Genomic DNA, 13183 nt, shown 5'->3' with positions numbered 1-13183 from the left:
TGTTCGTACTATGGGTCGAAACCCATGGCACGATCGCTTGCGTACTCAAAGAAATTGCAGATAAATGATTTACCTACAAACTTCTTTATATGAGCACTTGATTCATTTTGCGTCGATCGACCAGACCGGTTTTACCCGACCCAACCGTCTCGCGCCCAACCAAGTGCCCACACTTATCGGCTGTTGATTTGTTAAAGAGCGGTACTGCGAAAACTGCTACCACCAACTGCTTCGCTTACCTGCCGTTCGCTGCGCTGTCTTGCCGGCGCTGCGTGATCAGCAGAGAAACGAGATTATGAAGAAGTTTTTTACGTCTGTCAAATCGGCCCGGGACTGTTTACTGCGCACCCCCCGCCATTCGTCAGACCCTTGCCGCGCTACCACCCTGCCGCAAGACCCTTCTTTTTTGGCCGACCCGTTCGCCGCATCCGCTTCACGCGTAACTGCCGCCGAACCTGCCTGCCTCACCCGCCGCTTCCTTCCACCCCACCGCAGAATGCTCCGCTGCGTTGCGTTTGTTGCGTCGAGAAAGTGACTATAGCATGCATTGAAATCGGCACGCAAATCGATCCACGCCTTCTTGTCAGTTTCGTGACCGGAAACCGGCCGTTTCGGGATCGATAAGGTGCGAAAACCGCGCCGTATCGCCATTTCGCAGCGCCAAGAATTTTTTTCCCGCTGGGCCGTCCCAAGGCAAAAAACGCCCCTTGGGGGGAGCGGCGGCCCGCAGGGCCTAGCCTGGGGGCATTTTTGCGATGCCGCCGCAACACCATGCGCCGCTATTCGTGCCGGAAAGAAGGAGGCCGCTTGGCCACGAAAGCCTCCATGCCTTCCTTCTGGTCCTGTGTGCCGAACAGCGAATGGAACAAGCGGCGTTCGAACTGCATGCCTTCGGCCAGCGGCGTCTCGAAAGCGCGGTTGACCGCTTCCTTGGCCATCATGACCGAAGGCAGCGACATCGAGGCGATGACGGTCGCGATCTCGATCGCCTCGTCCAGCAGCTTGTCGGCGGGCACCACGCGCGCCACCAGCCCCGCGCGCTCGGCTTCGGCCGCATCCATCAGCCGTCCGGTCAGGATCAGGTCCATGGCCTTGGCCTTGCCGACGGCGCGCGGCAGGCGCTGGGTGCCGCCCGCGCCGGGAATGATGCCGAGCTTGATCTCCGGTTGGCCGAAGCGGGCGGTCTCGGCGGCTACCAGGATGTCGCACATCATGGCCAATTCGCAGCCGCCGCCCAGGGCGTAGCCGGCCACGGCCGAGACGACCGGCTTGCGGATCCGGCGCAGGGTCTCCCAGTTGCGGGTGATGAAGTCCGAGGCGTAGGCATCCATATAGGAAAGGTCCTTCATCGCGCCGATGTCGGCGCCGGCGGCAAAGGCCTTTTCGCTGCCGGTGATGACTACGGCGCCGATGTCGGGGTCGGCGTCGAAGGCCAGCAGCGCGGCGCCCAGCTCGTCCATCAAGGCATCGTTCAGCGCATTCAGCGCCTTGGGGCGATTCAGCGTCAGCAGGCCGACCCGGCCCCGACGTTCGACCAAAACCAGAGCTTCGCTCACACCACACTCCTATATATGCGCAGGACACCCGCCCCCGCACCGCCTGGCCGCGAAGGCTGTCCATGAACCGGCGCGCCGGCGACGCCTCAAGCATACCCCGCGCCGGCGGCTTGAGTTTCGCCCGCCCGAGGCGCACCATCGTCGGTTCCATCCTTTCAGGACACCGGCATGACATCAGGAGCAGGCGGCGGTCGCAGCATCATCGGGCTGCTGCTGGCGGCGGGGCGCGGTTCGCGTTTTTCGGCGGACGGCAGCGCGAACAAACTGCTGGCCGCCATCGACGGCCGCCCGGTGTGCGCCGCCGCGGCGCAGTCCCTGCGGGGCGCGTTGTCCCGCGTGGCCGCGGCCACTTCTCCGGCCGCGCCGGCGGTGGCCGATGCCCTGCGCCATGCCGGCTGCGAGGTCATCGTCTGCGACCGGGCCGCCCAAGGCATGGGCGGCACGCTGGCGCAGGCCGTCTCGTGGCTGTCCGCGCGCGAGAGCGCGGCGGGGAACGAGGCGCCCGCCTGGTGCGTCATGCCCGCCGACATGCCGTGGCTGCACCCGCACACCGTGGCCGCCCTGCGCGACGCCTGGCTGGCGCTGCCGCCCGCGCGGCGCGAACGGGCCGTGCTGGCTCCGGTTCATCGCCAGATGCGGGGCCATCCCGTGCTGTTCGGGCCGGCGTGGTCGTCCGCGCTGGCGCAACTGCGGGGCGACCAAGGCGCGCGCGGCCTCATATCGGGCCAGGTCACGCCCGTACCGGTGGACGACCCCGGCTGCGTGCGCGACGTCGACACCCCGGACGACCTGGCGGCGGGCCCCACGCTCCTGGCCTAACATAGCAGGACATCGTTCACAGACCGCCGCGCCGGCGCGCGGCCCAACCCGTCTCATCCATGACCGAAGCCATCTCGTATCGCCTGGAACTCCTCGATCCGGCCGGGCACCGTTGCCGGGTCACGATGTCCATCCCCGACCCCGACCCCACCGGACAATGCGTCAGCCTGCCCGCCTGGATCCCCGGCAGCTACATGATCCGGGATTTCGCGCGCCAGATCGAAAGCATCGAGGCGCGCGCCTGGGGCCGCAAGATCGAACTGACCAAGCTGGACAAGCAAAGCTGGCAGGCGGCGCCCTGCCGGGGCCCGCTGCAGATCGTCTGCGTGGTCTATGCCTGGGACCTGTCGGTGCGGGCCGCCCACCTGGACGAAAGCCACGGTTTCTTCAACGGCACCAGCGTATTCCTGCGCGCCGCCGGCCACGAGGACGCGCCCTGCCTGCTGGAGCTGGTGGCGCCGCGCGGCCTCGACTGGAAGGTCTACACCAGCCTGCCCGAGGCCGAGGGCCATCCGCAGCGCGCGCCGCGCCACGGCTTCGGCATGTACCGGGCGCCGGACTACGACGCGCTGGTCGACCATCCGATCGAAATGGGCACGCCCGTGACCGCCGGCTTCGAGGCCTGCGGCGCCCGGCACGAACTGGTCTTCACGGGCGACGTTCCCAATCTGGATCTCGACCGCCTGGTCGCCGACATCCGCAAAATATGCGAGAAGCAGATCGTTTTCTTCGAGCCCCGCACGCGCCGCGCGCCGTTCCTGGACAGCTCGAACCGCTACGTCTTCATGACCATGGTCACCGGCGACGGCTACGGCGGCCTGGAACACCGCGCGTCGACCGCCCTGATGACCTCGCGCTCGGACCTGCCCGTGCGCGGGCGGCCAGAACAGACCGACGGCTACCGCAATTTCCTGGGCCTGGTCAGCCACGAATATTTCCACACCTGGAACGTCAAGCGCATCAAGCCGGCGGCCTTCGCCCCCTACGACCTGGACCGCGAGAACCACACCCGGCTCCTGTGGCTGTTCGAAGGCTTCACCTCCTACTATGACGATCTGTTCGTACTGCGCGCCGGGCTGATCACGCAGCAGGACTACCTGCGCACGCTGGCCAGGACCGTTTCCTCGGTGCATGCGGCGCCGGGCCGCTTCAAGCAATCGGTGGCCGAAAGCTCGTTCGACGCCTGGACGCGCTACTACCGGCAGGACGAGAACTCGCCCAATGCCATCGTCAGCTATTACACCAAGGGCTCGCTGGTCGCCCTGGGGCTGGACCTGCTGCTACGGCGCGAGACGGATGGGCGGCGGAGCCTGGACGACGTGATGCGGCTGCTGTGGGCACGCTATGGCCGCGATTTCTACCGGGGCGGCGCGCGGGGGGTCGAAGAAGACGCCATGCCCGAGCTGATCCGCGAAGCCACCGGCGTGGACGCACGGGACTTCCTGCGCCGCCATGCCTATGGACGCGAGGACGTACCGCTGGCGGAACTGCTTGCGCACCACGGCCTTGCCCTGACGTGGAAGGCGGCGTCGCCGCTGCCGTCGCTGGGAGTGAAGACGGCACGCCAGGCAGAGGACCTGCGCCTGGCGACGGTGTACGAACGGGGGGCGGCTCACCGGGCCGGATTGTCGGCGCAGGACGTGCTGGTGGCCATGGACGGCCTACGCGTGCAGAACGGCAACCTCGACAAACTATTGGCGCGCTATCGCCCGGGCGACCTGGTGGAAATCCACGCCTTCCGCCGCGACGAACTGCGCCGCTTCAGGCTGAAGCTGGATCCGGCGCCGGCAACGGAATGCACGATCGAACCGGCCGCGAGCCCCGCCCCGGCGGGACGGAAATAGCGCCGAACCGAGCGCGCGAGGGCCGGCCTACCAGACGACGGGCTCGCGCCCCTGCTCCGCCAGCCAGCGATTGGCCTGGGCGAAATGCCCGCAGCCCAGGAACGGCACGGGCGGACGCCGGGCCGACAAGGGCGAGGGATGGTTGGCCAGCAGCACCAGATGCCTGCCGCCGGACGGCAGCAGCGCCTGCTTGGCCTGCGCATGGGCGCCCCACAGCATGAAGACCTTGGGCGCGGGCTCGCGCGCCACCGCGGCGATGACCGCATCGGTGAACGCTTCCCAGCCCCGCTTCGCATGCGAGGCCGGGGCGCCGTCTTCCACGGTAAGCGACGTATTGAGCAGCAGCACGCCCTGCCTGGCCCATCGCTCGAGGTCGTTGCCGAAGGCGGCGGGGTCGCCGCCCACGCAGGCCGCTACCTCGTTGAAGATATTGCGCAGGCTGGGCGGCCGCCGAAAGCCGTCGGGCACGGAAAACGCCAGCCCCTGCGCCTGCCCCGGACCGTGATAGGGATCCTGGCCCAGGATCACGACCCGGGTGGAAGCCGGCGTGGCCAGGTCCAGCGCGCGAAACGGCAGGACCGGATAGACGACGGCGCCCTCTTCCCGGCGCCGGTCGACGAAGCGCAGCAGGGCCTCGAACGCGGGACTGGCCAGCGTCCCGGCCAACAGCTCGCGCCAGGCAGCCGGCAGACGATCGACGTGCGCCTGCATCGGCTCGTTCAAGCGATTGTCCGGTCCCTGGGCGAAGAGATCGGGGGTCACGCGAACAATCGGGCCAGTTCGGCACCCGGATCGGGCGCCCGCATGAAGGCTTCGCCCACCAGGAAGGCATGGACCCCGTGCTCGCGCATCTGCCGGACTTCAGCCCGGCCCAGGATGCCGCTTTCCGTGACGACCCGCTTGCCGGCGGGAATCCGCGGCAGCAGATCGATGGTGTTCTGCAGGGAAACCTCGAAAGTCCGCAGGTTGCGGTTGTTGATGCCCAGCAGATTGCTGCGCAGTCGCAGGGCCGTATCCAGTTCCGCCGCATCGTGGACCTCCACCAGCACGTCCATGCCGAGATCCATGGCCAGCGCCTCCAGGTCCTGCAATTGCGAGGACTCCAGCGCGGCCACGATCAGCAGGATGCAGTCGGCGCCCATCGCCCGCGCCTCGATCACCTGGTAGGAATCGACGATGAAGTCCTTGCGCAGCACCGGCAGCGGGCAGGCGGCACGGGCGCGCCGCAGATAATCGAGCGAACCCTGGAAGAACTGCACGTCGGTCAGCACCGACAGGCAGGCCGCGCCATGCGAGGCGTACGACGCCGCGATCCCGTCGGGCTGGAAGTTCTCGCGCAGCAGGCCCTTCGAGGGCGAGGCCTTCTTGATCTCGGCGATGACGCCGGACTGCCCCGCCGCCACCTTGGCCTCGATCGCCTGCGCGAAGCCCCTTACATCCTGCCGCGCCTCGGCTTCGCGCCGCAGGTCGGATTCGCTGCGAAGCAGCCGCGCGGTGGCGACCTCTTCGGTCTTCGCATCCAGTATGCGTTGAAGAATGTCACTCATGACCCACCCATGAAGATTCGTATGCGGGGCCTAGCGCGCGGCCGCCCGCCTGGTGAACGATACGAATTCGTCCAGCCGCGCGCGCGCCGCGCCGCTGGCGATCAGCTCGAAAGCCTTGCGTATGCCCTCGGCGACCGAGGACACGGTATTGCCGGCGTACATCGCCAGGCCGCCATTCAAGGCGACGATGTCGCGCGCGGGGCCCGGCACGTTGGACAAGGCCTCCAGCACGAGTTCACGCGACTCATCGCGATTGGCGACCTTCAGGCTGCGATTCGACACCATCTGCAGGCCGAAGTCCTCGGGATGAATCTCGTATTCGTGGACCTCGCCGTCGCGCAGCTCGCCCACCATCGTGGCCGCGCCCAGCGAGGCCTCGTCCATGCCGTCCTTGCCGTAGACCACCAGCACGTGCCTGGATCCCAGGCGTTGCAGCACCCGGACCTGGATGCCGACCAGGTCCGGATGGAACACGCCCATCAGCTGGTTGGCGGCGCCGGCGGGATTGGTCAGCGGCCCCAGCAGGTTGAAGATGGTGCGCACCGCGAGTTCCTTGCGGATGGGCGCGATGTTCTTCATGGCCGAATGGTGGATGGGGGCGAACATGAAACCGATGCCGGTGGCCTCTATGCACTCGGCCACGGCTTCGGACGGCAGCATGACGTTGGCGCCCAGCGCCTCCAGCACGTCGGCGCTGCCCGACGACGACGACACGCCGCGGTTGCCGTGCTTGGCGATCCTGGCGCCGCCGGCCGCGGCCACGAACATGGCCGCCGTGGAAATATTGAAAGTGTGCGCGCCGTCGCCGCCGGTGCCGGCCAGGTCCACCAGGCTGTCGGCATCGGCCACCTTCACCCCGTCGGCGAACTCGCGCATCACCTGCGCCGCGGCGGTGATCTCGCCTATGGTCTCCTTCTTGACGCGCAGGCCCATGATCAAGGCCCCCGCGGTGACGGGCTCCATCTCGCCGCGCATCAGCATGCGCATCAGCGACAGCATCTCGTCGTGGAAGATCTCGCGGTGTTCGATGCAGCGAACCAGCGCTTCGGTAGGGGTAATGGACACCATGGACTCCTTGGGCAATCGTTGCGACCGGTTCATACGTTCAATTGCAGAAAATTGCGCAGCAAGGCATGGCCGTGCTCGCTCAGGACGGATTCGGGATGGAACTGCACGCCGTAGACGGGAAGGCTGCGATGGCGCACGCCCATGATTTCCCCGTCGTCGGTCTGCGCCGTCACCTTCAGGCAATCGGGCAGGCTCTCGCGTTCGATGGCGAGCGAGTGATACCGGATGACCGTGTAGGGCGACGGCAAGTCCCGGAACACGTCGCTGCCGCCATGGGCGATGGCCGACGTCTTGCCGTGCATGATCTGCCGCGCGCGGACGATTTTGCCACCAAACGCAGCGCCGATGGACTGGTGGCCCAGGCACACGCCCAGGATGGGCACCTTGCCGGCATGGGCCTGGATGAGCGGCACCGAGATGCCGGCCTCGGCCGGCGAGCACGGCCCGGGCGAGATGCAGATGCGCTCGGGCGCCAGGGCCGCGACTTCGTCGAGCGTGATCTGGTCATTGCGGAACACCCGCACGTCGGCGCCCAGTTCGCCGAAATACTGGACCAGGTTGTAGGTGAATGAATCGTAGTTGTCCACCATCAGGAGTCTCATTATCATAAGTCCTTGATTTTATTTGATTTTTTCATTACACACGACCGCCATTACACACTTCATTACACACATCGGCGGTCGATTGCGTTGGGACAGAGCACAAACAAGTGCTGGCACCAGGCGGCAACAAGGCTTGGGGGCAGTCGCGAAGCACGCCAACGCACTATGCTGAGGGCGCGCATGCCCCAACCTTGTTGGGCCGAGCGCAGCGACAAGACGAGCGCACTCTCACCTCGCGACGAGGCAGCGTGCGAAACATCAGTTCGACGATGAAGCTGGGGAGCTATGGGCATCGGGCAATCTCCTTATGTTTGGAGCCGCCGTGCCGGGGAAGCCTTCTTGAAACCTTGCCTGCCGGTACGACGGCAAGGTGCGGTCAAGACCGCGACGACATGCCGCTTCCTATTGGAAGCGCCACCACAGAGCGATGTTGGTCGAAGCGGTACGGGTCATGGACAGACCAAAGCATTGAATTAAAAAAGCTGGAACCTAGTTCGAGCGCACCCGAACGAGTCCCAACATGAACGCACGGGATTTTATCACGAACAAACTACGCAAAGTCCACTTCCGAGGCAATGACGAGATCACCTCGGCTCGACACCCAGCGCCCAGGGAATTCACAGCAACTCCCGCACCAACCCATCAGCCCCAATCGATATCGGAAGCCTTGGTCGGACCGCCAAGCCAACACGCAAGGATCGTGACCTAGTTGAAATGGCTCGTGCGGCGCTGCCGGTCATCTCAGCACTCAATTAGGTAGAGGTGGGGAGCAAGTGGGCCAGCCACTCCACATTGACCGCTCTCCTTGTAGGCAGTCCATCAACCGCCTGCAGAGTGCCAAGTCTGCGGCGAACCGCATTGTGTGATGCTATCTCGCTATATCAGCATCCCAGCCAGATATGACATCACCGGATTTGCTCTCTTAATCCTACGCTCTGAGCAATAGATGCCGCTGCTTGTTACTTTGGAAACTGCTGGGATATCAGACCATATCGAATCGGTCTTGATGGGCTTTGCGCCACCCATGACGCTGGTACCGTGAGCGCCAATATCGAGCTTGCGTCCTTATCGCTCGATGGGCCGGCAACCAATCGATTCTTGCACACCGAGCAAGACGAAGCCACCTGCGGCGGATGCCAATCATCTCACTCGCCTACGTTCAGGGCATCGTCCCTGGCGTCCGTCGCGGGGCATAACGACACTACAGCCTCTGGCAGGGCAAGAAAGGAGCCGGTGATGTAGCGCTTCCGAAAGGAGACGAAGACATGTACAAGGACATTCCAACATCAAAGGTGTTCTATCGTCCCATCGAAGCGGCCATCCGATGGGCCGGGTTGCTGCGGTACCTGCCGATGATCCTGGCCACCATCGCATCACCGCGTTTCCTGCCGCCATCGCTGAACTGCCCGCGGTGGAATGAGTGCCGGCTGTACTCAGAGCGCATCTACGACGGCATCCTCAACGGAGAGCTGCCCTACGGCCAGAACGGGCTCACGCTCAATGACCCGAAGATACTGCAGGCGCCAGACTTGACCGTTCGCCATGTCGATCTGAAACGCTGGATGCACACCCACTATCCCGAGCACCGCCCACGGTTCCTGTTCAGCCGTGGCGAACGCATGGCGCATCCTTTCATCTCCTTAGAAACAGGACAGGCGATCCTGGTTGAGCGGTTGGCCCTTCAGGCCGCACTGGAGCATGCCCGGCGCCAGATGCGGGAACTGCAGGAGCAGCACGACAGCTTGCTCAAGCAGTCCACCGTGCTGCTGGCGTCCAAGCAATGCGAGATCAGCGAGCGCGCAGAGACGACGTATCTCAACATCATCGGCGGGATGCTGACGCTGATGCTGGGCCAGTCCCCTTCGGGCGTGCCTTACTCCAGCTTCAAAACGCAGGAGGCTCTTGTCTCGGCATTGGTCGCGCACTACGGCGGCACCATGGGCATCACGGAGCGAACCTTGAACGGCAAGTTCGCCAACGCCAGGAAGTACGTCCGTAGTGCAAGTGAATGAGGTTTTCCAGCTTGTATGTGCAATCGCGGAGATTGCATTTGCAATGTCTTTCCGTAGCCATGTCTATTGAATAGAGGTCACGCCAACAAACGCCACCGAGCGTTCAGGAGTGACCGCCATGTCGCAGACACCTGTACTCCCGCCGAACGAGCGCCGCATCCTGCGGCTCGATGAAGTCGAAGCGAAGTCCGGCTTCAAACGCGCCCACATCTACAACCTGATGAAGAAGCGCCAGTTTCCCCAGGCGCTGCGCCTGGGCGTGCGCGCCGTCGGCTGGGATTCGATCGAAATCGACCAGTGGATCGCCGAGCGCCTCAACCACCGGACCTGACCCGTTCTCCCGCGGACTTCCCATTCCAACACGGAGAGCGCCATGCAGGTCTTATCCATCATTTCAACGAAGGGCGGCGTCGGCAAGACCACGACGGCCGCCAACCTGGGCGGGCTCGCCGCCGACGCGGGGCTGCGCGTGCTGCTGCTCGATCTCGACGTCCAGCCCACCTTGTCCTCCTACTACGAGTTGGCGCACCGCGCGCCCGGCGGCATCTACGAGCTGTTGGCCTTCAACGAGCGCGACTTCGGTCGGCTCGTGTCCCGCACGATGATCGCGGGCCTGCACCTGGTGCTCTCCAATGACCACCGGGGCGAGCTGAACACCTTGCTGCTGCACGCGCCGGACGGGCGCCTGCGACTGCGCCATCTGCTGCCGGCGCTGGCGTCGCTTTACGACCTGGTGCTGATCGACACCCAGGGTGCGCGATCGGTGCTGTTGGAGATGGCAGTGCTTGCCTCCGACGTAGCGTTGTCGCCCGTGACCCCGGAAATCCTCGCGGCCCGCGAGCTGCGGCGCGGCACCATGCAGTTGCTCGAAGACATTGCGCCGTACCGGCACCTGGGCATCGAGCCGCCGCCGCTGCATCTGCTCATCAACCGCGTCCATCCGGTGTCCGCCAATGCACGGCTGATCCAGCAGGCCCTGCGCGACCTGTTCCAGGACCATGCCGGTATCCGCGTGCTCGCCACCGACGTGCCAGCCATCGAAGCCTATCCCCGCGCCGCGACGCGCGGCCTGCCGGTGCATCGGGTCGAGCACCGCCAGCCGGCCGGCAGAGTCGCCCCTGCCGCGCTCGACACGATGCGCGCGCTCGCCAGCGAGTTGTTCCCGCAATGGCAGGACCGACTGGCTCAAGTATCCGGCCGCCCGCAGCGACCTCTTGATCCTGGGAGGCCCCATGGCGAACGCACATGAACTGGCCCGCGGCCACAAGCGGCTGCGCGCGCTGATCGAGTTTGCGGTGGGCGAAGGCTGGCACGTCAAGCGCACGCCCGGAGGACACCTGAAGTTCACCAAGGCCGGCTGCGCGGCGATCTACACCAGCTCGACCGCGAGCGACCACCGGGCCGAATTGAACGCCCGTGCGCAGATCCGCCGCGCCGAGCGAGAGGCCCGCATGGCGCTGGCCGGCGGTCGCGGGGACTGCGAGGGGTGCGGCCATGGCTGACATGACCTCTCAGGACATGGCCGGCAAGCTGCTCGCCGCCGGGTTCGAGCGCGTTGGCCCCTCGGCCACGGCCCTGAGCGACCCGATCGCGGACACGCCGATGGTCGTGACGCTGGACCAGTTGCGTCCCTACGACCACGACCCGCGCAAGAAGCGTAACCCCGCTTACGAGGAGATCAAGGCATCGATCCGCGAGCGTGGCCTGGATGCGGCGCCGGCCATCACTCGGCGTCCAGGCGAGGACCACTACATCATCCGCAACGGCGGCAACACGCGGCTGGCGATCCTGCGTGAACTGTGGTCGGAGACCAAGGACGAACGCTTTTTCCGCATATCGTGCCTGTTCCGCCCGTGGCCCGAGCGCGGCGAGATCGTCGCGCTGACCGGGCATCTCGCGGAAAACGAACTGCGCGGCGGTCTCACCTTCATCGAGCGAGCCCTGGGCGTGGAGAAGGCGCGCGAGTTCTACGAGCTGGAAAGCGGCATCCCGCTGAGCCAGTCCGAACTGGCCCGCCGCCTGGCCGCCGACGGATACCCCGTGCAGCAGTCGCACATCAGCCGGATGGCCGACGCTGTGCGCTACCTGCTGCCGGCGATCCCGACCGTGCTCTATGCCGGACTGGGGCGCCACCAGGTCGAACGGCTGTCGGTCATGCGCAAGGCCAGCGAGCGCACCTGGGAGCACTACGCCAAGGGCCGCTCTCTGGCTCAGGACTTCGACGACTTCTTCCAGGAAGTGCTTTCGCAGTTTGATGTTCAGGCCGACGAATTCTCCGCGCAGCGCGTGCAGGACGAGCTGATCGGGCAGATGGCCGAACTGCTGGGCATCGACTACGACGTACTCGCCCTGGACATGACCGAATCCGAGAGCCGCCAACGCGCCTTGGTCAGCGACCCGACGCCGCCCTCGAAGCCGCCCGCCTTGCCTGATCCGGGGGCCGTCGCGCGTCCACCAGCCGTAACCGCGCCGCCCGCCGCGATGCCTGCACCGCCCGCAGACCCGCCAGCGGCTGCCCCCTCGATGCGCGAGAGCGACGCGGATGCCAACCAGGGGGGCATGGCCAGCCCCACGGCGGCTAGCGATCTACTTGCCGAGCACATCGTCTCGCCGGCGCCGACGACCGAACGGCTTCAGTCCATCCAGCGCATGCTCGCCGATCAGTTGGGTGATGCGCTGCCGCCCGATTTTTCGGCGAGCGTCCTGCAGTCCATCCCGGTGCAGGCCGGTGGGCTCTATCCGATCTCCGATGTCTGGTACATCGATCCCGGCCTGGACACGCCGGACCGCTTGCGCATCCACATCGCGCAGTTCGCCCGCGAGATCGCGCACGAGGCAGAGCTGGACGAGTGCATCGAAGACCGCCCCGACGGCATCGGCTTCGCATGCCATGCCCACACCCAGGCCCCAGCGCCGCGTGGCCTTGCCGTCCTCGCGCTGCTGGCCTGCCTGGCCGGTCAGCAGCCCGCCGACGTCGGCCTGGACGATGGGCAGATCGTCATCGACTTACCGGGGTTGCTTCACGGCGAGGGCCAAAGTGGCAGCACCGGAGCCCGTCGATTGAGCGACACCGCGCTGGTCAAGCTGTTCCGGCTGCTGCGGCTGGCCCGGCGCCTGCGCGACCTGGAAGCCGACGCCGCGGGTTCTGGAACCTGAGCAAGGGAGGCCAGCATGTCCGCACCACACCCACTCAACCAGGCCGTCATCGCGCAGGCCCTCTACGACCTGCGCAATGGGCAACTGCGCCGCTGCAAGCTGATGGGGTTTGGCGAGGAAGACCTGGACGCCCTCAAGCATCCTGCGCTGATCAGCGTGCTGGCCAACGCCAACGTCTCCTGGTGCTCGGTGACCGTCAACCGCGAAGTGCTTCGGCGGCTGCTCAAGCAGGCGCAGGACGTGGAGAAGGAAATCGCCACGGTCGATCGCATGTTGCGCCTGGGTGCCAGCACGGAAATGGTGAGCCGCTTCTACGGCTTGACCCACCAGGAGGTCGCCTTGCGCCGGGAAGTGCTTGGCCTGCCCAAGCGCAAGGGGCGCCACCCCGTCCTGGACGAGACCCAGGACACCGAACTGTGGCGGCGCTGGAAAGCCATCACCAGCACCAGAAACGTCGATCTGGAGGACGAGACCTCGATTCTCGATGCGGCCATGGACCTGGCCGAGGGCATGTCACTGCCGCTCTCGGTGGTCTGGGCCGCGATCAGGAACTGGGTCGATCAGGGATTGGGCTAGGCC

Annotated in this window: 13 protein-coding genes; 8 read left to right on the top strand and 5 right to left on the bottom strand. The window is 65.8% G+C overall.

Annotated features, from left to right (window positions below; genetic code table 11):
- Positions 1 to 779: 779 nt before the first annotated feature.
- A complete protein-coding gene (locus tag N5K27_RS26315) occupies positions 780 to 1556 on the bottom strand; it encodes an enoyl-CoA hydratase (RefSeq protein ID WP_087840664.1) in 777 nt (258 codons plus the stop codon).
- A 168-nt stretch (positions 1557 to 1724) separates the two neighbouring features.
- On the opposite strand from N5K27_RS26315, the gene N5K27_RS26310 reads away from it, so the two are divergent.
- Both N5K27_RS26310 and N5K27_RS26305 read left to right on the top strand, forming a co-directional pair.
- Positions 1725 to 2375, top strand: coding sequence for a nucleotidyltransferase family protein (locus N5K27_RS26310; RefSeq protein WP_279820369.1), 651 nt, complete (start codon positions 1725 to 1727; stop codon positions 2373 to 2375).
- A gap of 59 nt (positions 2376 to 2434) precedes the next feature.
- Positions 2435 to 4219: a PDZ domain-containing protein gene (locus tag N5K27_RS26305; protein WP_087840666.1), complete on the top strand. Its 1785-nt coding sequence runs from the start codon at positions 2435 to 2437 to the stop codon at positions 4217 to 4219.
- Positions 4220 to 4246: 27 nt separating this feature from the next.
- Here N5K27_RS26305 and N5K27_RS26300 read toward each other — a convergent pair whose 3' ends face one another.
- The 4 genes from N5K27_RS26300 to N5K27_RS26285 are packed head-to-tail and all read right to left on the bottom strand — an operon-like array spanning position 4247 to position 7436.
- On the bottom strand, positions 4247 to 4930 hold the full coding sequence (locus N5K27_RS26300; protein WP_087840667.1) for a uracil-DNA glycosylase: 684 nt from the start codon (positions 4928 to 4930) through the stop codon (positions 4247 to 4249).
- Positions 4931 to 4977: 47 nt separating this feature from the next.
- Positions 4978 to 5766 (bottom strand): indole-3-glycerol phosphate synthase TrpC, encoded by a 789-nt coding sequence (gene trpC, locus N5K27_RS26295; RefSeq protein ID WP_087840668.1) that lies wholly within the window; start codon positions 5764 to 5766, stop codon positions 4978 to 4980.
- Between the two features lie 30 nt (positions 5767 to 5796).
- Positions 5797 to 6831 (bottom strand): anthranilate phosphoribosyltransferase, encoded by a 1035-nt coding sequence (gene trpD, locus N5K27_RS26290; protein WP_087840739.1) that lies wholly within the window; start codon positions 6829 to 6831, stop codon positions 5797 to 5799.
- 32 nt (positions 6832 to 6863) lie between these two features.
- Positions 6864 to 7436, bottom strand: a complete 573-nt coding sequence (locus N5K27_RS26285; RefSeq protein WP_279820364.1) for an aminodeoxychorismate/anthranilate synthase component II — start codon at positions 7434 to 7436, stop codon at positions 6864 to 6866.
- A 1265-nt stretch (positions 7437 to 8701) separates the two neighbouring features.
- Between N5K27_RS26285 and N5K27_RS26280 the strand changes: the two genes are divergently transcribed.
- The 6 genes from N5K27_RS26280 to N5K27_RS26255 all read left to right on the top strand — a co-directional run bounded on the left by N5K27_RS26280 (position 8702) and on the right by N5K27_RS26255 (position 13180).
- Positions 8702 to 9448, top strand: a complete 747-nt coding sequence (locus tag N5K27_RS26280; protein WP_279820361.1) for a hypothetical protein — start codon at positions 8702 to 8704, stop codon at positions 9446 to 9448.
- Positions 9449 to 9566: 118 nt separating this feature from the next.
- A complete protein-coding gene (locus N5K27_RS26275) occupies positions 9567 to 9779 on the top strand; it encodes an AlpA family transcriptional regulator (protein WP_003090093.1) in 213 nt (70 codons plus the stop codon).
- 42 nt (positions 9780 to 9821) lie between these two features.
- On the top strand, positions 9822 to 10697 hold the full coding sequence (locus N5K27_RS26270; RefSeq protein ID WP_187725684.1) for a ParA family protein: 876 nt from the start codon (positions 9822 to 9824) through the stop codon (positions 10695 to 10697).
- On the top strand, positions 10681 to 10950 hold the full coding sequence (locus N5K27_RS26265) for a hypothetical protein (protein WP_060784122.1): 270 nt from the start codon (positions 10681 to 10683) through the stop codon (positions 10948 to 10950). The genes N5K27_RS26270 and N5K27_RS26265 overlap by 17 nt, the downstream gene beginning before the upstream one ends.
- Positions 10943 to 12604: a ParB family protein gene (locus N5K27_RS26260; RefSeq protein ID WP_279820357.1), complete on the top strand. Its 1662-nt coding sequence runs from the start codon at positions 10943 to 10945 to the stop codon at positions 12602 to 12604. The genes N5K27_RS26265 and N5K27_RS26260 overlap by 8 nt, the downstream gene beginning before the upstream one ends.
- A gap of 15 nt (positions 12605 to 12619) precedes the next feature.
- Positions 12620 to 13180: a DUF2857 domain-containing protein gene (locus tag N5K27_RS26255; protein WP_060784120.1), complete on the top strand. Its 561-nt coding sequence runs from the start codon at positions 12620 to 12622 to the stop codon at positions 13178 to 13180.
- Positions 13181 to 13183: the final 3 nt, after the last annotated feature.

The sequence above is a fragment of the Pigmentiphaga sp. GD03639 genome (assembly GCF_029845405.1).
GTDB classification, from domain to species: domain Bacteria; phylum Pseudomonadota; class Gammaproteobacteria; order Burkholderiales; family Burkholderiaceae_B; genus Pigmentiphaga; species Pigmentiphaga daeguensis.
Note: the sequence above shows the minus strand (reverse complement) of the source record. Positions and strands in the feature narration are given on the sequence as shown.

Coding starts and splice junctions, on each gene's coding strand:
- N5K27_RS26310 (WP_279820369.1), top strand. CDS start 1,725: ATGACATCAGGAGCAGGCGGCGGTCGCAGCATCATCGGGCTGCTGCTG.
- N5K27_RS26305 (WP_087840666.1), top strand. CDS start 2,435: ATGACCGAAGCCATCTCGTATCGCCTGGAACTCCTCGATCCGGCCGGG.
- N5K27_RS26300 (WP_087840667.1), bottom strand. CDS start 4,930: ATGCAGGCGCACGTCGATCGTCTGCCGGCTGCCTGGCGCGAGCTGTTG.
- trpC (WP_087840668.1), bottom strand. CDS start 5,766: ATGAGTGACATTCTTCAACGCATACTGGATGCGAAGACCGAAGAGGTC.
- N5K27_RS26285 (WP_279820364.1), bottom strand. CDS start 7,436: ATGAGACTCCTGATGGTGGACAACTACGATTCATTCACCTACAACCTG.
- N5K27_RS26280 (WP_279820361.1), top strand. CDS start 8,702: ATGTACAAGGACATTCCAACATCAAAGGTGTTCTATCGTCCCATCGAA.
- N5K27_RS26275 (WP_003090093.1), top strand. CDS start 9,567: ATGTCGCAGACACCTGTACTCCCGCCGAACGAGCGCCGCATCCTGCGG.
- N5K27_RS26270 (WP_187725684.1), top strand. CDS start 9,822: ATGCAGGTCTTATCCATCATTTCAACGAAGGGCGGCGTCGGCAAGACC.
- N5K27_RS26265 (WP_060784122.1), top strand. CDS start 10,681: ATGGCGAACGCACATGAACTGGCCCGCGGCCACAAGCGGCTGCGCGCG.
- N5K27_RS26260 (WP_279820357.1), top strand. CDS start 10,943: ATGGCTGACATGACCTCTCAGGACATGGCCGGCAAGCTGCTCGCCGCC.
- N5K27_RS26255 (WP_060784120.1), top strand. CDS start 12,620: ATGTCCGCACCACACCCACTCAACCAGGCCGTCATCGCGCAGGCCCTC.